Annotated in this window: 18 protein-coding genes and 3 pseudogenes; 7 read left to right on the top strand and 14 right to left on the bottom strand. The window is 69.2% G+C overall.

Annotation, left to right across the window (positions count from 1 at the left end; translation table 11 throughout):
- Nucleotides 1–105: 105 nt before the first annotated feature.
- Nucleotides 106–1,032, bottom strand: coding sequence for a hypothetical protein (locus G3I60_RS37725; RefSeq protein ID WP_164608325.1), 927 nt, complete (start codon nucleotides 1,030–1,032; stop codon nucleotides 106–108).
- A 1,248-nt stretch (nucleotides 1,033–2,280) separates the two neighbouring features.
- Between G3I60_RS37725 and G3I60_RS37720 the strand changes: the two genes are divergently transcribed.
- A complete protein-coding gene (locus tag G3I60_RS37720) occupies nucleotides 2,281–2,460 on the top strand; it encodes a hypothetical protein (protein ID WP_164298794.1) in 180 nt (59 codons plus the stop codon).
- 130 nt (nucleotides 2,461–2,590) lie between these two features.
- Nucleotides 2,591–3,070, top strand: a complete 480-nt coding sequence (locus G3I60_RS37715) for an Asp23/Gls24 family envelope stress response protein (protein ID WP_164298796.1) — start codon at nucleotides 2,591–2,593, stop codon at nucleotides 3,068–3,070.
- A gap of 300 nt (nucleotides 3,071–3,370) precedes the next feature.
- Here G3I60_RS37715 and G3I60_RS37710 read toward each other — a convergent pair.
- From G3I60_RS37710 to G3I60_RS37685, 6 genes and pseudogenes are all read right to left on the bottom strand, one after another.
- A pseudogene (locus tag G3I60_RS37710) lies at nucleotides 3,371–3,772 on the bottom strand (transposase); the annotation flags it as partial.
- Nucleotides 3,773–3,795: 23 nt separating this feature from the next.
- Nucleotides 3,796–5,037, bottom strand: a complete 1,242-nt coding sequence (locus tag G3I60_RS37705) for an IS110 family transposase (protein ID WP_164298798.1) — start codon at nucleotides 5,035–5,037, stop codon at nucleotides 3,796–3,798.
- A 426-nt stretch (nucleotides 5,038–5,463) separates the two neighbouring features.
- Nucleotides 5,464–6,276 (bottom strand): annotated as a pseudogene (locus tag G3I60_RS37700) (transposase); the annotation flags it as partial.
- A gap of 371 nt (nucleotides 6,277–6,647) precedes the next feature.
- Nucleotides 6,648–6,797, bottom strand: a complete 150-nt coding sequence (locus tag G3I60_RS37695) for a hypothetical protein (RefSeq protein ID WP_164298800.1) — start codon at nucleotides 6,795–6,797, stop codon at nucleotides 6,648–6,650.
- Between the two features lie 38 nt (nucleotides 6,798–6,835).
- Nucleotides 6,836–7,072 carry an XRE family transcriptional regulator gene (locus G3I60_RS37690; RefSeq protein ID WP_164298802.1) on the bottom strand — a complete coding sequence of 79 codons (237 nt, stop codon included), beginning with the start codon at nucleotides 7,070–7,072 and terminating at the stop codon, nucleotides 6,836–6,838.
- A gap of 396 nt (nucleotides 7,073–7,468) precedes the next feature.
- Complete coding sequence (locus G3I60_RS37685; RefSeq protein ID WP_164298804.1) at nucleotides 7,469–7,873, bottom strand: hypothetical protein; 405 nt, start codon at nucleotides 7,871–7,873, stop codon at nucleotides 7,469–7,471.
- Between the two features lie 290 nt (nucleotides 7,874–8,163).
- On the opposite strand from G3I60_RS37685, the pseudogene G3I60_RS46950 reads away from it, so the two are divergent.
- The 3 genes and pseudogenes from G3I60_RS46950 to G3I60_RS37675 all read left to right on the top strand — a co-directional run.
- A pseudogene (locus tag G3I60_RS46950) lies at nucleotides 8,164–8,268 on the top strand (IS5/IS1182 family transposase); the annotation flags it as partial.
- 90 nt (nucleotides 8,269–8,358) lie between these two features.
- Nucleotides 8,359–8,718: a PadR family transcriptional regulator gene (locus G3I60_RS37680; RefSeq protein WP_164298806.1), complete on the top strand. Its 360-nt coding sequence runs from the start codon at nucleotides 8,359–8,361 to the stop codon at nucleotides 8,716–8,718.
- Nucleotides 8,715–9,587, top strand: coding sequence for a hypothetical protein (locus tag G3I60_RS37675; protein WP_164298808.1), 873 nt, complete (start codon nucleotides 8,715–8,717; stop codon nucleotides 9,585–9,587). The genes G3I60_RS37680 and G3I60_RS37675 overlap by 4 nt, the downstream gene beginning before the upstream one ends.
- Nucleotides 9,588–9,794: 207 nt before the next feature.
- Here the strand turns inward: G3I60_RS37675 and G3I60_RS37670 are convergent, their stop codons facing one another.
- Entirely contained in the window at nucleotides 9,795–11,471 is a 1,677-nt protein-coding gene (locus tag G3I60_RS37670; RefSeq protein ID WP_343241859.1) for a collagenase, read from the bottom strand.
- Between the two features lie 59 nt (nucleotides 11,472–11,530).
- Between G3I60_RS37670 and G3I60_RS37665 the strand changes: the two genes are divergently transcribed.
- Together G3I60_RS37665 and G3I60_RS46005 are read left to right on the top strand one after the other, a co-directional pair.
- Nucleotides 11,531–13,033 carry a transposase gene (locus G3I60_RS37665; protein ID WP_343241860.1) on the top strand — a complete coding sequence of 501 codons (1,503 nt, stop codon included), beginning with the start codon at nucleotides 11,531–11,533 and terminating at the stop codon, nucleotides 13,031–13,033.
- Nucleotides 12,963–13,346 carry a transposase gene (locus G3I60_RS46005; protein ID WP_343241861.1) on the top strand — a complete coding sequence of 128 codons (384 nt, stop codon included), beginning with the start codon at nucleotides 12,963–12,965 and terminating at the stop codon, nucleotides 13,344–13,346. Before G3I60_RS37665 ends, G3I60_RS46005 begins: the two co-directional genes overlap by 71 nt.
- Here the strand turns inward: G3I60_RS46005 and G3I60_RS37660 are convergent.
- The 6 genes from G3I60_RS37660 to G3I60_RS37635 form a co-directional block, all read right to left on the bottom strand.
- Complete coding sequence (locus tag G3I60_RS37660; protein WP_164298812.1) at nucleotides 13,232–14,323, bottom strand: M9 family metallopeptidase N-terminal domain-containing protein; 1,092 nt, start codon at nucleotides 14,321–14,323, stop codon at nucleotides 13,232–13,234. The two genes, G3I60_RS46005 and G3I60_RS37660, sit on opposite strands and share 115 nt — an antisense overlap.
- A 144-nt stretch (nucleotides 14,324–14,467) precedes the next feature.
- On the bottom strand, nucleotides 14,468–15,409 hold the full coding sequence (locus G3I60_RS37655) for a LysR family transcriptional regulator (RefSeq protein ID WP_164298814.1): 942 nt from the start codon (nucleotides 15,407–15,409) through the stop codon (nucleotides 14,468–14,470).
- A gap of 345 nt (nucleotides 15,410–15,754) precedes the next feature.
- Nucleotides 15,755–18,727: an Ig domain-containing protein gene (locus G3I60_RS37650; protein WP_164608324.1), complete on the bottom strand. Its 2,973-nt coding sequence runs from the start codon at nucleotides 18,725–18,727 to the stop codon at nucleotides 15,755–15,757.
- Between the two features lie 96 nt (nucleotides 18,728–18,823).
- On the bottom strand, nucleotides 18,824–20,137 hold the full coding sequence (locus tag G3I60_RS37645) for a Gfo/Idh/MocA family protein (protein WP_232486256.1): 1,314 nt from the start codon (nucleotides 20,135–20,137) through the stop codon (nucleotides 18,824–18,826).
- A gap of 53 nt (nucleotides 20,138–20,190) precedes the next feature.
- The gene (locus tag G3I60_RS37640; RefSeq protein ID WP_164298830.1) at nucleotides 20,191–21,036 is read right to left on the bottom strand and encodes a carbohydrate ABC transporter permease; all 846 of its coding nucleotides are present in this window, start codon (nucleotides 21,034–21,036) and stop codon (nucleotides 20,191–20,193) included.
- Nucleotides 21,037–21,041: 5 nt separating this feature from the next.
- Complete coding sequence (locus G3I60_RS37635; RefSeq protein ID WP_164298818.1) at nucleotides 21,042–21,995, bottom strand: carbohydrate ABC transporter permease; 954 nt, start codon at nucleotides 21,993–21,995, stop codon at nucleotides 21,042–21,044.
- Between the last annotated feature and the right edge of the window lie 54 nt (nucleotides 21,996–22,049).

The raw sequence follows: 22,049 nt of genomic DNA, 5'->3' as shown, positions 1-22,049 counted from the left end.
CGGCTCGCCGACTCTCACAGACGAGGGGGCCAGGGTGCGGCCGTCACGCCCCGGGACCGCACCCGTGTCCTTGCGGCGCGATGTCGTGGGGGTGGGTGTGGCAGGTCACGGTGTGCCGTTGGCCCCGTTCGCGCAGGGGCTGCCGCCACCGAAGGTTCCGCCGGTCCCGCCGGTGCCGCCGTGGAAGAGCAGGCCCCCGGTGGCATTGCCGCCGGCGCCGCCGATACCGCAGGCACCATCTGCGCTGGCACCGGACTTGGCGCCGCCATTGCCCCCGCTGCCCCCGTTGCCGCCAGAGTTGAGGAGGCCTCCGGAGCTCAGGCCACCGGCCCCGCCGATACCTGCGGCGCCGCCCGGGTAAGCACCGCCCGTGCTGCCGTTGCCGCCGCTTCCGGCCGTGCCGCCCTTGCCGCCGTTACCAAAGCTGTTGATGCCGCCGGCGCCGCCGTTGCCGCCCGCGCCGCCGCCGTGGCCGATGCCACCGTTACCGGCGTTACCGCCCGCACCACCGGCCGACCCCCCGGCACCGCCGATGCCACCGCGTCCACCTGATCCGGCGTTGGCACCGGAGTTACCGCCCGAACCACCCGTGCCGCCCGCACCGCCCTTGGTGCCCGCGCCGCCTGCTCCGCCCGCGCCGCCCGCGCCGTCGAGGCCGCCGGTGGCACCGGTGCCACCGTTACCGCCCGCCGCACCGTTGGGGCCGCCGTTACCGCCGATGGCACCCGCTCCACCGGAGCCGCCGCCGAGACCGGCCCCGCCGTTGCCGCCCGCACCACCGACCCCGCCCTGGACACCGTTGCCGCCGGGACCACCCGCACCGCCCGCGCAGTCCCCGGTTCCGGTCGCGGGACCGCCCGCGGTGCCGGGAAAGCCGGCGGGGTGGGCGGCATTGCCGTTGGCGCCGGCGACACCCGCGGTTCCCGCGGTGCAGGCCAGAGCAGACGCATCGGCGGGAGTGCCGAGGAAGAGCGCTACGCCGGCGAAGAGCGTGGGCAGGGCGAGGAGAGCGGCGGTCTGTTTCCTGTTCACAGGGTTCCTCCAGGTCGGGTGAAGCGGGGATGGAGCCGAGGCGCGAAATCAGGCCGACACGACACCGAGAAGGGAATAAATGTTCCCCAAATGGGTTTCCGTGCCGCATGCCACCGGGGCAGTGCGCAAATTCCAGGCCCTTCCTATAAGACACGCATGACCCAATATTTGTAATGGTATGAGGAGTGCGATCTCCATCGACATTTGCCCGGTACGGCAGCACTTCATCTGCGGTAGGCGAAATCCCCCGAATATAGTGTTTCCCCTGGGCTCGTTGGTTTGGCTGCCAAGCGCCGATGAGCGGCCACCCTGTCCCAAATTTTGAGACTTGTAGCCGCTGACCTGGGTTTCTGTCAGGTTGCGGCAGTCGAAAGTCGCTCCTGGCCACCCGGCGCCCGGCGCCCCATGAGCGCGCCGGCGCAGCGCCAGGACAGGTAGAGCCGGGCAACGATGACACACTACGCCGACTGCTCGCCTTTCCCTTGTTTGAGCCGGGATGGCCGAATACCAGGATTTTCGACATTTTCGGACACCCATGGTCAGCGGGAAATGAAAGACCTCATGTGTCTCATACGAAAACGCAGCGCAAATACCGTGGTCGAAGGCCGGATCATCCGCACCTCACAAGCGCCGGTGGCCCATGCATCGTGTTCTGTCGCCGTCGCCCCGTCGCCCCGTCGCCCCGTCGCCCCGTCGACCGTGACTGCCGACGCCGTCACCGCCTGCACCGCCCCCGCCGCAGGCCGGACAGCACGGACCACAAAGGCCAGCCACACCGTCAAGCCCGGCAAGGTCCGCAAGCCCCAGGACGCCGCCTGACCCAGCACCACCCAGGCCCCGGCCCGCGGTCCAGTTGGCCGGGGCCTGGCCACGTCCAGCGGCCGGCTCCGCCGGACGCCCACCGTCATCCCCAGGCGGAACTTGCGGCGGCGCGCACGCAGAACGACTCCTTGCGGCGCGAGCTGGCCGACGCGCAGGACGAGGTGATCGCCGTGCGCGAGGCCGGCCGGCAGATGTCCAAGAACGTCACCCGGGCCCGCTGACCGGCGGGGGGTGCCCAGATGAGTCCCGGTACCCGCCGGCGGTGGATGAGGGCGGCACCTGTGTGAGGCTTCAAGGAGATCGCGGGAGATGTGCGCCTGGTTGTGTGCCCGGCCTTGGCATCGGAGGGCAGAGGGAGGCACGCTGAAGGAGCAAGGCATTTTGAGCGGCGATCTGCAAACTTCGGGCCGGTGGAGGTGATCGGCTATGACGCTCTTCCTGTTTCTGATCCTGGTGGCTGTCGTGTTGGGACTCATTGGCGCGGTGGTGGAGGGGCTGGGATACCTGCTGGTCATCGCCATCGTGCTCTTCGTGGCCACCTGGGTCTTCGCCGCGGTGCGCTGGTCTCGGTCGCATCGAGGTTCGAGGAGAGGCAACCTGCGATGACCGCGATACCCGGTGCCCGGCGCGACCGGACCCCCAGCGAGCGGGTCCGGGCCTGGGCGGGTAGGAGTAGGTGTGTGGCCGATACTTTCGCGGGCCTTTGGGGTCCGCCTGATCGAGGAGGTGGCTTCCCGTGACGGAGGCGACGAGCGCAGCCAAGAGCGATCCTCATGCTTCTGGCGCGACGACCTTGCAGGGAAAGACCGGAGCGGACGCGGTTGCGGCGGCCCGGGGCAGGACAACCATCGCGGACGGCGTGGTGGAGAAGATCGCGGGGATGGCGGCGCGGGAGGTGCCAGGTGTCCACGCTCTGGGCGGTGGCTTCGCCCGCACCATGGGCGCGGTGCGCGGCATGGTCCCCGGCGCACGTGCGGGCGTCACCCAGGGGGTCAAGGTCGAGGTCGGTGAGATCCAGACCGCCATCGACCTCGCGGTCGTCGTGGAATACGGGGTCGCCATCGCCGATCTCGCGGCAGAGGTCCGCGAGAACGTCATCGCAGCAGTCGAACGGATGACGGGTCTGGAAGTCGTCGAGGTGAACATCGCCGTCAACGACGTTCATCTGCCCGACGACGACGAGGACGAGACGGCGACCGAAGGACGCGTGCAGTAGTCAGCCGCCCGCCCCCTCCACCGGGGGACCTATCCCTGCCGCCTCGATCTGGACCTCGCCGCCGTCATGGTGCACACCCCGCGCAGTGCGCAGGGCGGGGCTGTGCCGGTCCAGAGCTGAGAAACGATGGGGCGGGCCGGGGTCGGGCCGCCGCGCACGGATGACCACCGGCCTGTTGAGGGCCGGCGGCCACCTGTGGGGTACGAAGCTGACCGGGGGGTCGTGCGCTGCCTCGACGGGGGGGTGCCTCTATGTCTTTCGTCAAGGCTGTGCCGTCGGGTTTGTGGCTGTTTGCCTTGGTCATGCGGTGAGGGTGACGGTGGGGGTCCGGGGCTCGTAGAAGGTTCCGTCGCGGAGCATGGCGAACAGGACGCTGATGCGTTGGCGGGCGAGGCGGAGGAGAGCTTGGGCGTGTGTCTTTCCGCGGGCGCGTTGCTTGTCGTAGTAGGTGCGGGAGGCGGGATCGGCGTTCATGCAGGCGAAGGCGGAGAGGAACATCGCACGTTTGAGCTGCCGGTTTCCGCCTCTGGGTGCGTGTTCGCCGTGGATCGAGGTCCCGGATTGCCTGGTGGTCGGGGCGAGGCCGGCATAGGAGGCGAGGTGGGCGGCGCTGGGGAAGCTGGTGCCGTCGCCGACGGTGGTCAGCAGGACGGCGGCGGTCCTGACGCCGATGCCGGGCATCGACGTCAGGACTTGGGAAAGAGACATCCGATGCAGTTGATCTGTCAAGCGGCGGTTGTCAATTGTGGGGCGGATGGAGTGGGAAACGCGGTGAGCTCGTCGTAGCGGCTTCGTTTAGTGAGGCAGTGGTGGAGGCAGCCGAGCATGCGGTTGAAGAGATTCCGCTGGGCGGCTGTGTGGCGGTCTCCGTCGGCTCGTCGCCGGTCGTAATGGGCGCGGGCGCCGGGTGAGGCGGTCAGGCTGGCGAAGGCCCAGAGGTAGCCGACCGAGGCCAAGCGCTGGTTCTTGACCCTGCGGGCCATGACCGCGAGGCTTCTGCCGGACGCCCGGGTGACCGGTGCCGCCCCTGCAAAGGCTTTGAGGCCTTTCGCGTCGGTGAAGCGGGATCGGTCGTCGCCGATCTCGGCGAGGACCCGGGCGCCGGTGATAGACCCGAGCCCCGGAAAGCTGGTGATGATCTCGGCGTCCGGGTGTGTGTCAAATGACTCCGCTGTGGCTTCGGTGAGATCTTCGACGCTTGTGCAGGCAGCGTCGAGTTGTCTGAGCAGGGCGATGGTCTGGCGTCCCATGGCCTGCTCGACCTGGCCGGGCTGGCGCATTTGTGGTTCACGCAAAGCGTCTCGGAGCCGTTCGGCTTCCGTTTCGATGCCTCGCTCGCGGCCGGCCTTCTTCAGCAGCGAGCGCAGCTGGACGCGGGTGAGCTTGGCTGCCTGTTCGGGGGTGGGGGCCGCGGCCAACAGGGCGCGGGCGACGCTGCCGCTGATCCCTTCGCGCTTTTGCTGGAAGGCGGCGAGGAAACCGGGGAAGTATTCGCGCAGGTGGGAGCGGAGTTTGTTGCCGGCCTGGGTTCGGTCCCAGACCGCGTCCTGCTGGGCGCGGGCGAGGACGGCGACCGCTCGAGCGAGCTCGCTGTCGTCTGGCAGCGGCCGGTGCGCGGCCTTGTCCGTGCGCAAGATGTTCGCGAGCACCATGGCGTCGAGGTGGTCGGACTTCTTGCGGGTGACCGTGTGGCGGTCGCGGTAGCGGGCGGCGGCCATCGGATTGATGGCGTAGATGGGTCGGCCGGTCGCGCGGAGGCAGGCGACGAGGAGGCTGCGGGAGGTCTCGATCGCTACGGGGACCGGGGTGCTCGCGGTGTCTCCGTGGGTGGTGAGGAGATCGAGGAGCTGGTGCAGGCCGTCGAGGTCGTCGGTGATCCGGGCCCTGGCTAACAAGGTGCCCTCCTGGTCGACCAGGGCGACGTCGTGATGGTCGCTGGCCCAGTCGACTCCGCAGGTGACGGTCATGGCGGCGTGTTCGTCCTCTCACTCGGGGCGTGCTGCTGGTCGCAGCCGTGCGGGGGCACGCGGCTCCCTAATGGAAGGGCTCGATGGCCCTGCATCCGATTGGCCGTTCGTGACCCCAGCGGTCCTCAGGGCCCTCGGTCTACTCCAGAGCTCGGCGGCTCCAGGCGGGGTGAGAGGTGATCCCTGTGGACGGCTCGGACCATGAACTTCAACGATCCGATCATCGGACTGGATGCGGTGAGGGTACGGACTCGTGACGCCGGACGGCCCCGGAGGCCAGATCTTGTCCAAAAGATCCAAGTCCGGGGGTGCGTGCGGTTTCTCCGGCACCGACCACCGTCACGAGGGTGATGCGGGGCCCGCAGTCTCTTTCAGGGCCTCAACGGGCCGGGGTGGGCCTAGCGGTGCCCCGCATCACTGCCCATTAGGGTGGGCCTCCAGCAGGGTGTTGATCTGCGCTTCCAGAGCTCGGCGCTGTTCGTGGACGGCCGCGAGCGAGCGGGCCAGGGACGGGATCACGACGTCGAGGGTGCCGGTTCCCGGGACCACGACGGTCTGTTCGTCGAGGGCGTCGAAGACGTCGTCGATCAGCCGGGCTGCCATGCGCGGGGCCTTGGGCCGGATCGCCTCGGCGAGTCTGCGGCGGCCGGCTTTGCGCAGTGCGGCCGGGGACCCGTAGCGCTCCAGCAGCCAGGCGACGGCCTGGTGGTCCAGGCGCGGGCCCAGGACGCGTTCCAGGCTGGGGTGGAACTGGGTGAGCAGGCCGCGTATCCGGTTGGAGGTGCGGGTGGCCTCGGCGGCGAGGTCCTGGTCGAAGCCGGTCAGTACGGTCAGCTCGGCGGTGATCTCGTCGGTCAGCTCCAGGGTGCGAAGGGTGTGCGGCATGGTTCGGGCCGCGTCCGCGATCACCGCGGCGTCCTTCGCGTCGGTCTTGGCCTCCCCGGGGTAGAGGTCGGCGATCCGTCGCATCGCGAGTCCGGGCAGGTAGGCGACCTTGCAGGCGGCGTCGCGGGCCACGGCCAGCGGGAGAGCGCCGATGGAAGCGGGCTGGTCCACGATCACCAGGACGTTGCCGAACTTCGCGGTCAGCTTGTCGAAGACGGCCCGCAGTTTCGGCTCGCTGTTGGGCAGCGGCTTGTCGAAGACCTTCTTGCCGGCTGGTGTGAGGCCGTGGCCGTGATGTGTGGTCTTGCCGACGTCCAGGCCGAGGAACACGCCGACGTCTTCGGTGTCGAACATCGCACCCTTCCCAAGGGGGTTGGCGGTGCCGGCCTCGGCGTCGGTGTCGTACGCGCGCATCCACGTTATGCAGACCTGCCGCCCGCGAACTGCCCGACATTGCGCCGGACCGGGCGGTGGCCGGACCTCTCATCAGCGTCTCCGACGGCACCTCCCGGGCCCGGTGACACCACCCCCCAGGTCATGCCTTCGACAGGGGGACACAGTCAGGCCGGGCCCGGAGGCCAGCGGTCCCGTTGCAGGACCGCGAAAAAGATAACGGGGGGGCGAGGCAGGCGTCGCTTCGTGCCGTGCGTGTTTTCTACACCCGCTGCACCGTCTCCGCACCTTTTTGCTCGCATTCCACCCTACCCGGCGAGGTCGGGCGCCGGTCACTTGTGGCCGGTGCGCTTCCACCGGTGGGGGTGGCGGGCGTGTTGGGCGTGGTGACGGTGAGGGCGCAGGGCTTTGGGGGTGAAGAGGTGTTCTTCGTACCGGCCCAGGGCGAGGAGCAGGCCGAGGAGGATGACGGGCAGCAGCACGACGATCAGGGCCGGGCCGGGGCCCGCCAGGGCCAGGGTCAGGCCGGCATCCTGGCAGGAACGTGGGCGGCGGCCAGCACCTGGGGCAGCGGCAGGGCCAGCGCGGCGGCGAGTTCGGCCAGTTCTGGTCCGGTGGGGTGGACGGGCCCGTCGGCGCCGTCCTGGGCGAACGCGCGAATGCGCGGGGTGCGGATGCCGGTGCGGTCCGCGAGCGCCTGCGCGTTCCAGTGCCGGGTGCGCATGGCGGTCTGCAGCAGTTCTCCCAAAGCGTCCATCTTCTCCCCCTGCCCCCCACCGGCGCCCCCATACCCTCCTGGGACGCGACACCTACGGGAAGCGGCGTGGCGGCTGGCCGGCAGTCCCGCTACCACCGGCCGGCCACCCCGGGACTGCCGCACCCACGCACGGCCGTCCCACCGCAACGAGCGCTGCGGCGGGCTCTCCGGTGTCCGTTTCGTCGCCGGTGGCGGCGGGCTCGGGCCAGCGGCCGAAAGGCCCGTCCTGTGCGGGACGTGCTCCGAGCACGGGCGCGCCCTTGGCGCGCTGGCAGCCGTAGATCATGCGCTCATGGTCCCCGTGCGCGGGCCGGAATCCGCGCCGACGGGCTGGAGCCGCCGGAAGTCGGCGTGCGCCGCTTCGTTGAGTATCGACCGCGTCGGGTGGGACGGGTATCAGGAGGACAGGGTGGTCGGCACGGCGCGGGCCAGCGGCTCCAGGTCTCCGTACAAGGCGGCGTGCAGTGCGGCGGCCAGTTCGCGGGCCCTGTCCTGGCTCGGCAGGCCGTTCAGTGTGTAGTACCCCGGCCCGGGCCGGGGCCCCGAAGTGGAGCTGATCTCACCGCTACGGACCAGACGGATCGCGGCGCAGCGGACAGCCTCGTGCGCGCAGTCGTCGATGACGTGCCCCGGGGCGGCGGTGAGCGTGTCGGCCTTGACCGCCCACCGCCGGCTGCGGCGCTCGACGCCGACGTACACGGCGTCCGCCATCGTGGCCGCCTGGTACGCGGTGTTGAACGTGTCGAGACCCGTGGCGTCCGGGATGAGGTGGGCGGGGCACGGGATCGGTAGTGACGGCATGAGAAACATCATGGCAGGTGGCAAGGGCCCTTGGCCGCAGAGCAGGAGGCGTCCCCAGCCGCGCGTGATCGGGAGCGGTCAGTGGCGGGGGCGCCAGCGGGTGAACATGCACGGGTCGTCGCCTGCGGCGAGGCTGAAGGGCAGGGCGGCGCGGTCGAGGCAGAAGCTCTGGCCGGGGGCGAGCCTCTGGATCGGCCCGCCGTCTGCGGCGCCTCACCCCATCCAGCGATTCCGCTGCCGTCACAGGGTCTGATTAAGACGGTGTCCTACATGGTCAGTTGATCGTTGTGGTGGGTTGGGGGAGTGGGCGGTGGGGATGGATTGTTCCGGATGGCTTGTGGGAGATCGCCAGGCCGTTGCTGCCGGCGCCGCGAGTGCGGCCGCAGGGTTGCGGGGTGGCGAACATCGATGATGGGGCGGTCTTTGCCACGATCCCCCATAGGTCGACCAGTGACATATGCCGTTGGACGACTTATGGTGCTGTCATGACAGACCGTCCGATGCAGGAACCGACCCTGCTGCTGCTGACCGCGCTCGCGGACCGGCCGCGCCACGGGTACGCGATCGTCCAGGAAGTCCTCGCCATCTCCGGCGGCCGGGTGCGACTGCGCACCGGCACCCTGTACGGCGCACTCGACCGCCTCCTCAAGGAGGAGCTGATCGAGATCTACAGCGAAGAGGCCGTCGACGGGCGCCTGCGCCGTTCGTACGCCCTCACCGCGTGCGGCCGTACGACGCTCACCGCCGAGGCAGAACGCCTGCGTGCGACCGCCGCCGAGGCACAACGCCGCCTGGGCCTTGCTCTCCGCCTCCCCCGAATCACCCCGAAGGGGGCCACCACGTGAATCGTGAAGACAGCCGCCTGCTGCGCCTCTACCCGGCCGCATACCGACAGCTCCACGGCGACGAGCTGGCCGGCACGTACGCAGACGCCATCGCCGCCGCCGGTCGAACGGCCCGGCTGCGGGAAGCTGCGGACCTCGCAGGGCACGCGCTGCGCGTCCGGCTCCGGGCTACCTCGGGGGACCCGGCGGGGCGGGCACTTGGCGCAGCGGCGCCGTACGTGGTGGGGATCGCGGCAGGGCACGCGCTCATGGTGGCCCTATGGATCGCCACCGGGATGTACTTCTCCGACCCTCTCTGGCGCTTCGGCCACGGGAAGGTGGAACTGGCGGCATCCGCCCTGATGGCGCTGACGGCCATCGGCGCGGTCCTCGGCCGTTGGCAGTGGGCGCGGCTGCTGGCAACGGCCGCCGCGGTGGTGACACTGGCGGGCGTGCTGCTGAACCCGACTGCCGCAGTCATGCCGGGACTGCTGCATGTCGCTCTGGTCGTCGCCCTGATCCTGGGCTGCCCGCCGGACCTGCGGCCCGATTCGGGCACGGCCCGCAGGCAGGCGGCCGGGATGACGCTGCTCTTGGTCGTTCCGCTGGTTGGTCTCAGGGCCGTGGCTCCGGCGCTGATGCTCGGGCAGACGACCTGGACACTGCTCCTGCTGGCGGGGGCGCTCCTCGTTGCCGTTGCGGCGCAAGGAGGGCGGGACCACCGGATGGCGGGAATACTCGTGGCCTCGCTGCCCTGGGCCGTGCTGCCGATGCTCGGCTACAGGGTGGTGGGGCAGTACCTGATCTGGATCGCTATGACCTACCCCCTCGCATACGGGCTCGGCCTCCTGCTCCACCGTCTGCGCCCCCGCACCGTGGGCAGCGCCTGATGCCTGCCGCCAGTACCAGAGCGGCCCGCCCAGCGGAATGGCCAGTTGGGGTGCCGCACGACATGAAGAAGCCCCTGGTAGGAGTTCTCGGCCAAGATCACCCGTATCCGCCAGGAGCCGACCGGCGATGACGTGTGCCGGTCCGCCCCGATAGCTGTGGTGTAGGACGCGCAACTCCTGGCAGGAGTTGCGCGTCCTACTGGTCTGTCAGTACTGCGTGGTCACGGTGACCCCGCTGAACGCGGTGTGGGCGTACAGGCTGAGGTAGCGATAGCCCGCCGTGCTGTTGGTGACGGTGATGCTCTGTGCGTTGCCGGCCTGGGTGGACGACGCCGTGTAGGCGGTGTTCGTCGCCCAGGCGTTGGCGTTGTAGTACAGGTACGCGTTGCCGGTGCCGCCGTTCGTGGTGACCTTGAGGGTCGTCGTGCCGGCGGGCAGGTAGAGGTAGAGGTAGTCCAGGTGTCCGGCCGAGGCCGACTGGTTGGCGCGGGAGCAGTTCTGTCCCATCATCCGGGTGTCGGGGTTCGTGCACGGCGGTGTGCCGCCGCCGCTGACGGTCACCGGCACGGTGGTGCTGGCGGTGTGCCCGTTGCTGTCGGTGACGGTCAGGGAGATGGCGTAAGTGCCGGGTGCGGCGTAGGTCTTGGACGGGTTGGCCGTGCCGGCGGTGGTCCCGTCGCCGAAGTTCCAGGCCCAGGAGGTGATGCTGCCGCTGCCGGACTCGGTGGACCGGTCGGTCAGCCGCACGGTCAGGCCCGAGACCGCCGCGTTGAACCCGGCCGTCGGTGTCCCGCTCGGTGTCCCGCCCGCCGTGCAGGCGCCGGCCGCGCAGGCGTCGAGCCAGCTGTTGAAGTCCGCGTCGTAGGCGCTGCCGATGGCGTTGTAGACGTTGTAGCCGCCGGTGTAGTCACCGGTCCTGAAGTGCGCGAGCATGGTCTGGATGTCCGTCGGGTGCTTCTCGAGCATGTACCGGACCGCCAGGTAACCCCAGGGGTAGACGCGGGTCTGGTCGCTGTTGCCGTAGGTGCTCTGGAACAGTGTGCTCAGTGCGTAGGTGTGCTTGGCCGCCGCGGTGACCGCCCCGGTGTCGGTGACGCCGCGGTAGCCGTAGGAGACGTACTCGGCCTGGCCCTCGATCCACCAGATGTCCGGGACCGCGATCTCCTGGGTGAAGGTGCCCTTCATGTCGTAGATGGACTGGAGGACGTGCGTGTACTCGTGGTTGAGGTTCCAGGCGTGGGCCGTGAAGCCGTTGTCGGACGGCTTCTGGTAGAGGATGGAGTAGGCGATGTTGTTGGGGTCTGTCGGCGTGCCGGTCAGGGTCTCGCCGCCGTTGTTGGTGTCGTTGCCGAAGATCGCCCAAGAGTAGGTCGAGTAGTCGGTCTTGCTTCCGTAGATAACCATCTTGACCGCGAAGTGCTGGCCGGGGATCGGGCCGTTGTCCTTGACGAGGGCGTGGTAGTACGGGAGCTGGTTCTTCAGGCTGGTGCAGACGTCGGTCTGCTCCGTTGCCGTCAGCGACTCCGCCATGATCGTGAAGTTGCTGCAGGGGTAGGAGATTGGCAGGGAGACCGCGGTCAGCCGGGCCTTCAGGTTGCAGGTGCCGTAGTAGGAGCACTGCGCGGCCGTGTCGGCGACAGCGGTTCGGAAGGCGACGTGGACCCATAGGTTGGCCGTGGGGCCGGTGATGGACGAAGCGTCCAGCAGAACCTTGGCCAGCGGGCGGATCTTCGCCTGCAGCGCCGGGATCATGAGCAGGCGGGCCATGACGTTGCCCGCGTTCCAGTCCAGCATGTCGTTGCGCCCGCCGAGCAGGTCGCGGTGGTTGAGCGTGAAGGTGTTCAGCGTGTCTGCAATGCTGGAGTCTGCGGTGACCGCGGTCACGAAGGCCGGTATTTCGGGACCGCGCCGATCCTGGTGGCTAATTCGGTGGATTGGTGAGTGTGGGTCATGTCGTGGGTGGATTCTGGGGGTTGCGGCAGTCTTGTGGTGTCTGCCTGCAGGATGGAGGCGTGGTGTCGGTGCAGCCGCAGCCCTGGCCGGAGCCGGACCCGCAGATTGCTGCCGCAATCGGGGCGATGTATGGGGGCCGGCGGGAGGTCCCGCTCGCGGTGAGGGTCCGTGACCGGTTCGGTGAGTTGTTCGCCGACGGTGAGTTCTCGGTAGCGTTTGGGCAGCGCGGCAAGCCGGGTTGGTCACCGGGGCGGCTCGCGCTGGTCACGGTGCTGCAGAAGGCGGAGAACCTCACCGACCGGCAGGCCGCCGAGGCGGTGCGGACGGACCTGGCGTGGAAGTACGCGCTCGGGCTGGACCTTCAGGATCCGGGGTTCGACCACAGCGTGCTCTCGGAGTTCCGCTCCCGGGTGGTCGCGCACGGCCTGGAGGAGAAGGTGCTGGATCTGCTGCTGGCCCGGTTGGTTGAGCAGGGGGTGGTGGGCGCCGGCGGCAAGCAGCGTACCGACTCCACTCACGTGATCTCGGCGGTTCGGGATCTGAGCCAGTTGGATCTGGTCGGTGAGACGGTCCGCGCCGCCCTGGAGGCACTGGTCTGTGCGGCTCCGCGCTGGGTGGAGCAGGTGATCGACGTGCCCTCCTGGAGCCGGCGTTACGGCGACCGGGTCCCCGGCTGGCACGCGCCCGCGTCCAAGGTCAAACGCGCCCGGCTGGCTGTCGACTACGGCCAGGACGGCTTCGCCCTGCTCACCGCGGTCCACGCACCCGTGTCCCCGGTGTGGCTGCGGGACCTGCCGGCTGTCCAGGTTTTGCGGTGCGTGCTGGTGCAGAGCTATACCCGCACGGTGTCGGGCAGTGGACGGGAGGTGGTCAAGCGGCGGGAGGCGAAGGTGGACGGTCTCCCGCCCGGCCAACGGCGTGTGACGTCGCCGTATGACATCGATGCCCGCCGGAGCGTCAAGGGCGACACTCTGTGGAACGGCTTCAAGATCCATATCAGTGAGACGTGCCAGGCCGCTGAACCGGCCGCGAGCGGCAACAACGGCGATGCGCGTCCGCGACGACACAGGGCCGTCCGGCCGAACCTGGTCACGAACGTCACGACGACGGACGCCACCGTCGCCGACAACGCCATGCTCGACACCGTCCACCAGGTCCTCCAGCGACGCGGACTGCTGCCCGGGGAGCACTACCTGGACAGCGGATATGCCTCGGCCGAGCTGATTGTGGGCTCCGTGAAGCGGTTCGGTGTCGTGCTGGTCACCCCGATGCTGAGCGACCAGACCCGCCAGGGCAGGGCTAAGGAGGGCTTCGCCACCCACGACTTCCGCATCGACTGGCAGGGCCGGGAGGTCGTCTGCCCGGCCGGGCAGACGAGCACGACTTGGAGCCCCTGCCGTCAAGGCGGCCTCGCCAAGACGGGTGGTCGTTTTCTCCCCTACGGTCTGCGGTCCTTGCCCACTACGGCCGAAGTGCACCACCTCGAAGCTTGAGCGCCGTCAACTCACCCTGCAACCCCAGGAGATGCACGAGGCACTGAAGAGTGCGCGTGCCCAGCAGGAGACCGACGAGTGGAAGCGCAACTACGCGATACGCGCCGGAGTTGAAGGGACCATCCACCAGGCCACCACCGTGACCGGCATCCGCCGTGCCCGCTACCACGGTCTGAAGAAAACTCACCTCGACCACGTCTACAGCGCGGTGGCATTGAACCTGATCCGTCTTGATGCCTGGTGGAACGGCCACCCCATCGACCGCACCCGCACCAGCCACCTCGCCCGACTGAATCTCTCCCTCGTCGCCTGAATTAGCCACCAGGATCCGCGCCACAGCGGATAGTAGATGCTGTTCAATGCCTGGTCCATGGCCGGGTAGGCGTCCCAGGCGCTGGTGTAGGCGTTGAGGTACCGCTTGTAGACGTTCAGGTAGTCGCCGGGGACCTGGGCGTTGTTGGTCACGATGAACGCGTGGGACAGCACGCTGCCGTTGCCCGCGCTGACGTCGCTGGAGTGGGAACTGCTGAACAGCGTGTTGAGCCCGGACTCGACCGCGCTGGTAAGCGTGGAGTCGTACGTGCCGACGTCGGAGGGGTGCAAGTCCCGCACGTAGTAGCCGGCTTGCAGGAAGTACAGCAACTCGGAAATGCCGCCCGAGTCGTCGCCGGTGTAGGCGGAGGCCGCACTCGCGACGCCGCCGGCCACCGCGGCCATCTGGGATTCCTTGAACACGGCGTTCGCGTCGGATCCGCTCAGGGAGAACAGCGGGTTGATGCAGGTGAACCAGTCCACGGTCTTGATGTAAGACACCAGCGCGGCACCGGTCCGGCCGGCGAAGTCGGCCGTGGTGCATGCCTGCGCGCCCGCAATGCTCGCCCTGGCAGCCCGGCTGGTGACTGCGGGCCTGGTGCTGGCCGGCCGTGGCGTCGAGGCGCTTGGCATGGACAGGATGGGCGCGCCACGCAGCGCCTCTGGCGGCGGCTTGGATATCGTGGCAGGGAGTTCGGTGCTCTGGCTCTGGCCCGTGTCGGCTCCGACCAACTGCGAAACGGCCGGCGCGGTTGTACCCGGCGTGGCGGGGAGCCGCTGTCCCTGCACCGCTGCCTGGTCGGCGGCGCTGCCGGTCCGCTGGCCGGCTGGTGGCAGCGGGCGGGTCAGGCCCGGGGACGAGTGGACCGGTCGGGCAGCGGGTGCCGCGAGACTCGGCGTGGCGAGCAGGCCGACGAACGCGGTGCTCGCCGCCAGGACGACTGCCAGGAATCCGGGCAGGGAGAAGCGTTGACGCATCCCAACTCCTTGGTGGACGGATGCGCCTCGGGGGGGTGCTGAGGCGTGAGATGCACCGTCTCACCGTCATGGACCACAGGCAATGAGGTGGGATATAGCACAGTGCGGGATGCTGCTATAACATCGGGCATCAGCCGTAGCCGCTCAGCCCCGCGACGTCCAGGTCTGGAAGTGCGGCGCCTTAGCGATGAGGTCCCGGTACGACGCGGCGGCGGAGCTGAAGAGCACCTCCGCGAGCGCGTCGGTGACGCTCTCCCGCCGCCACGCGAGCAGGTAGCGGCACCACAGCGGCGTGCCGGTCAGCGGTTTGACGAGCACACCGGGGATCGGCCGGGTCGTCGCCTGCACGACGGCGACACCGAGGCCGTCGGCGATCATGTACTGCAACTGCAGCTGTTCGCCGAGGTATTCGTGCACCGCGGCCGGGGTGAAACCGGCCTCCGCGCAGGCTGCGTAGAACACCCCGGGCCAGCCGACCCCGTCGTCGGGGGTCACGAACCACGCCTCCTCAGCGAAGTCGGCCAAGGCGACCTCCGCGCGGTGCCTGAGCCGGTGCCGCGCGGGCACGGCCACGAACGTCGGTTCGGTGGCGATGCCACGATGCCTGACCGTGGCGGCGTGCCGCAGTTCCCGCCCCGGGTAGTCCACGCCGATCGCGGCGTCCAGCTCGCCCTGCTCCAACAACTCGACGATCTCCGAGACCGCGTAGACACTGCCCACCTTGAGTGCGTCTTCGGGCATGAGGCTGCGGAGCCGGGCGACCATACCGGGCAACACAGGCGAGTTGGTGGCAGCCAGTCGCAGCCTCCGCAGTCCGCCCGTGCTCTCCAGGGCCGGACAGCGTCCAATCGCGTCCGCGCGCGCCAGCACGTCACGCGCCTGAGTCAGCACTTCGACGCCGCGCCGGGTCGCCTCGACACCGCAGGCGTTGCGCTCGAAGAGCGCGACGCCGAAGAACTGCTCGATCCGCTGAAGCTGCTTGCTCATCGCCGGCTGCGAGTAGCCGAGCACCGCTGCCGCCCGGCTCACGCTCCCGGAGTCGGCGATGGCACAGAGCACCCGCAGGTGCCGCAACTCCAGGTCCATCCGCGCATTCCCCGCATTCCCGGCGTCCCGCGCACAGCCCCGTCACTCGGAGCCGTGCGACTGCATGATGGTCATCATGGCCCCAGCTTGTTTCAACTAGCGGTGGTTTGTTGACGGCGAATCAGAGTCGTAGTAGGCCGGAACCGGAGGAACGTCGCCGCGCTTCCGCGGGGCTTGTGATGACCCGTCGTCTGCCGTGTCCGCCCGCTCCGGGCCCGTTGGAGGCCTACGCCGCACGCTTCGATGACCTGCTGTCCACCCTGGCACAGCGCCGGGGGTTCCGCGAGTACCTCGCGGGGCTGCTGCTGCCGCGGGACCGCAACAAGACGCTGATCCTTCTTGAGGTCAGGCCCCGACAGTCAGAGCGAAGAAGTGGATCGCCGCGCTCCCCGGCAGGGTCACCGTCCCGATGGTCTTCGCGGGATTGATCGCGATGGTGTTGGAGAACACCCGATAGGCGTGGTCGGTGTTCCCGTACCCGTTCTGCCTGTTCCGGCCCGTTGTGGAGACCGCCAGCGTCGCGCCGAACTCAGTGGCGCTGGAGTCGGTCCAGTTCGGGAATCCGACGGTGCCGGTGCTCGTGGTGCCGTCCGTGTACGTGACCGTGACGGTGCCGGTGACGTCTCCGGCCTCCGAGCCGAGGAACGCCAGGGTGCTGCCGCCGCGACTGCCTCCGGGGATCGTCGCCGCACCCTTGACGTTGTCAGCGGTGCCCATGGCCGCGTTCGGCCACACGAAGGAGAATCCCTGCGAGGTCACCGTCGAGCCGGGCGTGACACCCGCCGCGGCCAGCTGCTCGGCCGAGAAGCTGTTGCCGTACCCGTCGAAGTTGCCGGGCGCGACATTGCTCTGCGACGTGATCCCCACGTTGTTCAAGGCCGAGGTGACGTCGAGCGGTCCGGTGGTCGGTCCCGTCGGCGCGCCGATCGTGTAGGTGGCCTGCGCGGTGCCGGTGCCGGGTGCGCCGGTGCCGGTGACGGTGAACGTCGACGCCGTCCCCGAGGTCGGGACGCCCGTGATGCCGCCGGTGTCGGCGTTGAGCTGCAGGCCGGCGGGAAGGGTGCCCGAGGTGACGGTGTAGCGGACGGTCGAGGGCACGTTCGTGATTACGCGTGCCTCATAGAGCTGCCCCGCCGTCATGCTCGGCAGTGCGGTCGTGGCGAAGGCCGGGGCTGGGACGCTCACGGTCTGCGCCGCGCCGATCGGGGCGCCCGAGCTGTCGAGCTGCTGGAGCGACCACGACCGGCCCGCGGTCACTACCGTCAGGTGCCAGTGCGTCGTCTGGTCGCGGAGCTGGGCCCGCTGCGCGGCGGTGAAGGCCCCGAGGTTGCGGGCCGTCTCCCACTGCTTCACCGCGTTCAGCAGGGTGGCGGTGTTCTGGCCGTTGGCGGTCAGGTTGGACACCGAGGTCTGGAAGCCCGCCCCGGCGTTCAGGCCCGCGCCGCGCGCAAGGCTGTCCTCGACGCTCGCCAGGCTGTTGCTGCCCTTCAGTGAGATCCAGCCGAGCATCCCTGGGAGGTAGTTGGCCTGGTAGTACGCGTTGTTGATGAACACCTGGTTCATGGAGGTGACGCCGACCTCGCCCCAGCTCGCCCGCGACAGGCCGTCCCAGATGTTCGAGCCCATGCGGCTGGTCTCCGACAGGAATCCGTCCTTGTGCGCGAGCTGCTTCTGCGTCGCGTTCACCAGGCGGGCCATGCCGTACTGTCCCCACCCCGACTGCGAGGCGGATTCGAGCCCGTCGAACGACATCGTCGTGATGCCGGTCGTGTTCCAGGCGGTGGACAAGCGCGTGGCGATGGCGTCGAGGATGTTGAGTCCGCCGAGTGCTCCGCCGTAGCCGTTCTGCGGCACGCGGGCGACGGTGCCGCCGGTCGCGTGGACGGCTGCGGCCGTTCCCCAGCCGCCCCGGTTCAGGCCGGTGACCTGGCACTCGCTCCCGACCTGGCTCGACGCCGCGTAGATCACGATCTCGCCGCCGATCAGCAGGGATCTGCCGGACAGCCCCGAGGCCAGCGGCGCGCAGCTCGACAGGTAGAGGGTGGTGTCGCCTGCGGCCATCGGCCGGGTCAAGGTCGTGCTCTGGCCGAGCGCGAGATCCGGGCTGAATCTCGGCGTGACGTAGCCGTCGTTCGGGTCGATGAAGTCCGACAGGGTGTGGGCGCCGACCGCAACGCCGTTCGCCTTGGAAGCGTTCACCAACGCTGTGGCTCCGCTGTCGCTGCCGCCGAAGCTCGCGCCGAACTGGTAGTGCCCGGCCGACTGCCACGGGCCGGAGCCGCCGGGCAGCGAGTAGAGGCTGTCGAGTCCCGCGGCCTTGGCGAAGTTGCCCGCGGCGGTGACGTTCCCGGTGTTCAGGTCCGACAGCACCAGAACGGACTTCGACGTGGCCTGCGCGGTCTTCTGCCACTGGCCGCCGATCGTCGGGTACGGCAGATTCTGGCCGCCGGCGATCTGCGACAGCACAGTGGGCACCAGGTCCGGCGTGGTGCCGAACAGCGCGACCTTCGAGCCGACGATGCTTCCCAGCGCACCGGGGAGCGGGCCGACCGGGATCGCGTATCCGGAGTTGTTCCGCCGGGCGCGCTGCTTGGTGTAGTCGAAGGTGAAGGCGCGCAGCAGCGTGCCCCAGGAGGTCGAGGCACCGGCGCTCCATTCTTCGAGGGGTGCGACCTGGAGGTGGGAGGGGTTCGCCGAGACCTCGCCCTCCCAGCCCAGGGTGGTGTCCTCGCGGGGCCAGCCGCCTTCCGTGCGGTCGGTGAGCGGCTTCATCCCGATGGCGAACCCGGCGTCGTGCGCGACGCCGGCCGACTCCCCGAGGGTGCCGGTGACGTTGGTCGGGAGCGGTCCCCACAGCAGGGTCTGGACGTCGGCGCCGGTCGGCGCGACCAGCTTGGTGACCGCGAAGGTCGCATACGTCGTCTGGTCCTGAACGGCCACGTCGACCTCGTAGCCGGCCGCGGCGTTCGTGAACACCAGGGTGTTGCCGGCGCCGAGCGTGACCGCGGTGGGCTGCACCTGCTGCCCGCCGACGACCAGGCTCACCAACGGTGCCGTGCCGTGCCCGGTAGCGACGCGGTTCGCCCCACTGCGACTGTCGATGAGGCTGGTGACCTGGCCGGTGGAGTCCAGGCCGACCCGTAGATAGCCGGCGTCGACCGTGAGGCCGGAACCGCTCGGGGCGACCGCCGCCGGGGACGCCGCCACGGCCGGCTCCGCCAGGCCGGCCGTTCCGGCGATCAGCAGGGCGGTGGCCGTGCCGGCGACCACCAGTCGAGTTCTCGATCTTGTGTGCCGCTCGGTCGTTCTTGCAGTCATCGTGGTGCGTCCTTTCACGGGATGTGCTCGGATGCGGATGATGCGGATGTGGGTGCTACCGCCCGCCGCGTTCTTCGTGCTCGGCGCGGCGGAGTCTCAGAGATCGATGACCGTTCCGGTGTGCCGGGCCCGCTCGGCCGCGAAGACCACGCGGTGGCCGGCCACCGCGGTGTCGATGCCGGACACGATGAGTTCGGGGCGGCCGCCGTGCAGGGCGTCGAGGTAGGCGTTGAGCAGGGCCGCGTCGCCGCCGGCGTGGCCCTCGGCGGCCGAGGAGCCGTCCAGGGACGTGTCGATGACGGTCGTGCGCTCGGTGAGGAAGTCGTAGACCTCGATCTTGCGGCCGTCGCCGGTGAGCTGGCCGCGGGTGCCGAAGATCTTCGTGTGCCGGTTCTCCAGCGGCGTGAAGGCAGTCAGCGTGAACGAGACGGTCACTCCGCTGTCGAACTCCATGTTCACGACCTGGTGGTCCACCACGTCGTTGTCGCTGCGGTAGACGCAGCGGCCGTACGGCCCCTCGGCCAGGGCTGCCTCCAGGGTCTCCGGGCGCAGGTCGCCACCGGTCGCGATCCGGGCGAAATACGCCTTGGTCCCGCCGTGCCGCAGGCCTTCGGTGTACATCCGCTTCGCCGAGAACGCGCAGCCGTCCTCGACCGCGCAGCTGATGCACCGCTCCCCGGCGCCTTCGGGGGCTGATTCCGGCCGGAAGTGCGTGAGCGACCCGAACGAGGACACCCGCCGCACCCGTCCCCCGACGATGTCGCACAGCCAGTCGAGGTCGTGGCAGGACTTGGCCAGGAGCAGCGGTGACGACTGCGACTCGGTGCGCCAGTTGCCCCGGACGAAGGAGTGCGCGAAGTGGTAGTGGCCGATCGGCTCCAGGTGCTGGACCGAGACGATGTCGCCGATCGTGCCTTCCAGCAGCAGCTGCTTCAGGGCCAGGGTGTAGGGGGTGTAGCGCATGACGTGGCAGACGGCCAGAGCCGTGCCGTTGCGGCGCGCAGCTTCGGCGATCGCGTCGCAGTCCGCCTCAGACGTCGCCATCGGCTTCTCCAGCAGCAGCTGGTATCCGAGGTCCGCCAGCCCGACCGCGGCCTCGACGTGGTCGGCGTCCTGGACCGCGATGATCGCGATGTCGGCCAGCCGCGGTTGGTCCAGCAGGTCGCGCCAGTCGGCGAAGCGGAATTTCGCGTCGATGTCGTGGCGGGCGGCGAAGGCGGCGCGGACGCCGTCCCGTAGCTCGGCGACGGCGACGACCCGCGCCTGCTGGGGCCGGGTGGCCGCCAGATCGGCGTAGGCCGAGCCGCGCGCCCCGGCGCCGAGCACGACGACGGACAGCGGGCGGTCCATCGGTGCGGACAGGTCGCCGGTGATGAGGTCCATCGGCACGGCGTCCGTGGTGCTGGTCAAAGGAGGTGCTCCCGTGGTGAGTTCTTTGGCGGCGGATCGGTGTTCCTGGAGGGTCATCCCTTGGTCGCCCCGCCGGTCAGGCCCTTGACGAAGTGGCGCTGGAACGCCAGGTAGAAGACCAGGATCGGCAGCGTCGCGAGGAACATCAGGGCGAAGACAGCGCCGAAGTCCGATTGGTGCTCGCCGATCGCGCGGTAGATGCCGACGGTGACCGTCGTGCCGGTTTCCGGGCCGAGGATGATCAGGGGGTTCAGGAAGTCGTTCCACACCCACACACCCAGGAAGATCAGGACGGACGCGGAGGCCGGGCGCAGCAGCGGGAACACGACCTGCCAGAAGGTGCGGAACCGGCCCGCGCCGTCCAAGGAGGCCGCCTCCTCCAGCTCGATCGGGATCGTCTTGACGAAGCCCATGAAGACGAACACTCCGAACGGGACGTAGTAGCCGACGTTGACCAGGACCAGGCCCGGCACCGTCGTCATCAGGCCGAGGTTGCGCAGGACGTCGGTCACCGGCTCCAGGATCACCGAGGGCGGGATCATGAGGCCGGACAGCAGGATTCCGAGCGCGGCCTTCGGCATGACGCCCTTGGCGCGTGCCAGGTAGTGGCCGAGCATCGCCGAGACGATCGTCAAGACCGTGATGGAGATCGCGGTGACCTCGACGCTGTTGACCAGGCCGTACCAGAACAGGTGGTCCGGGCGCGTGACCACGGCCTTGACGGACGCGAGGGTCGGTGGGATCGGGAGGCTGACCGGGTGTGCGGTGATGTCCGCGCCGGGCTTGAAGACGTTGGCCAGGACCAGATACAGCGGCAGGAAGAAGACGGCCGTCACGAGCAGTGCCGCGACAGGCCGGAACCAGGATGTCTTCGCAGGGCCGGTGCGGATGGGTGTCAGGGTGTTCACAGCGTGATCTCCCGTCGCTGGAGAACCCGGAGGGTGACTGCTGAGACGACCGCGATGATCGCGAGCATGACGACGGCCATCGCCGAGCCGTAGCCGATGTGGTTGCCGGTGAACGTCGTCTGCACCACATCGAAGGCGACGGTGGACGTCGTGCCGTTGCCCGGCCCACCGTTGGTGATGACCTGGACCTGGTCGTAAGCCTTGAAGCCCGTGATCAGGAGCATGACGGTGTTGATCGTCAGCGCCGGGGCCAGCATCGGCCAGGTGACGTTCTTGAACCGTGCCGCCGGGCCCGCTCCGTCCAGTTCGGCGGCTTCCGTCAGCTCTTGCGGAACCCCCTGCAGGCCGGCGAGGTAGATCACGACGCAGAATCCGAGCATCTGCCAGGTGATGATGAACGCCACCGAGTACAGCGCGTAGTCCGGGTTCGACAGCCAGCCCGGCGGGTGCTTCACGCCCAGGCTTCGCAGCATCGAGTCCAGCAGGCCGTCGTCGGACAGGATCGTCTGCCAGATCACGGAAACCACGACCGAGGACAAGATCACCGGTGTGAAGAACACCGCGCGCAGGGCATTGTAGAGCTTGCCGCGCCGGTCCAGGAGCATCGCGATCGCCAGGCCGCCGACGTTCGCCACGACCGTCACGATCACGGTGATGACGAGCGTGTTCTGCAAGGATTTCAGGAAGTCGTCGTCGGAGAACAGCCGGGTGTAGTTGAGGAACCCGACCCACTTGGTCGGCGGGTTCGCCGGGTTCCGATTGGTCAGGCTGGTACCGACCGCCATCGCGATCGGCACCAGGACGAAGACCAGGTACACCGCCAGGCCCGGCACGCCGAAGGTGAGGAAGTGCAGTGCTTTGGGGAGCCGGGCCGACCGGCGGCGGGACGGCGCCCCGCCCGGCCGTTGGGTGGTCTCGCCGCGCGGGTGCGGCGCGAGAGTGGTGGACATCGGATTCGCCTTCTCGTCGAACGGCTGGTCTGGCCAGGTCTGGGGGTCCGGGTC

The sequence above is a fragment of the Streptomyces sp. SID13666 genome, assembly GCF_010548325.1.
GTDB classification, from domain to species: domain Bacteria; phylum Actinomycetota; class Actinomycetes; order Streptomycetales; family Streptomycetaceae; genus Actinacidiphila; species Actinacidiphila fildesensis.
Note: the sequence above shows the minus strand (reverse complement) of the source record. Positions and strands in the feature narration are given on the sequence as shown.

Excerpts from the sequence above, each read along its gene's own strand:
- G3I60_RS37720 (WP_164298794.1), top strand. The coding sequence starts at position 2,281 with ATGACGCTCTTCCTGTTTCTGATCCTGGTGGCTGTCGTGTTGGGACTC.
- G3I60_RS37705 (WP_164298798.1), bottom strand. The coding sequence starts at position 5,037 with ATGACCGTCACCTGCGGAGTCGACTGGGCCAGCGACCATCACGACGTC.
- G3I60_RS37690 (WP_164298802.1), bottom strand. The coding sequence starts at position 7,072 with ATGGACGCTTTGGGAGAACTGCTGCAGACCGCCATGCGCACCCGGCAC.
- G3I60_RS37685 (WP_164298804.1), bottom strand. The coding sequence starts at position 7,873 with ATGCCGTCACTACCGATCCCGTGCCCCGCCCACCTCATCCCGGACGCC.
- G3I60_RS37680 (WP_164298806.1), top strand. The coding sequence starts at position 8,359 with ATGACAGACCGTCCGATGCAGGAACCGACCCTGCTGCTGCTGACCGCG.
- G3I60_RS37660 (WP_164298812.1), bottom strand. The coding sequence starts at position 14,323 with ATGCGTCAACGCTTCTCCCTGCCCGGATTCCTGGCAGTCGTCCTGGCG.
- G3I60_RS37655 (WP_164298814.1), bottom strand. The coding sequence starts at position 15,409 with ATGGACCTGGAGTTGCGGCACCTGCGGGTGCTCTGTGCCATCGCCGAC.
- G3I60_RS37650 (WP_164608324.1), bottom strand. The coding sequence starts at position 18,727 with ATGACTGCAAGAACGACCGAGCGGCACACAAGATCGAGAACTCGACTG.
- G3I60_RS37635 (WP_164298818.1), bottom strand. The coding sequence starts at position 21,995 with ATGTCCACCACTCTCGCGCCGCACCCGCGCGGCGAGACCACCCAACGG.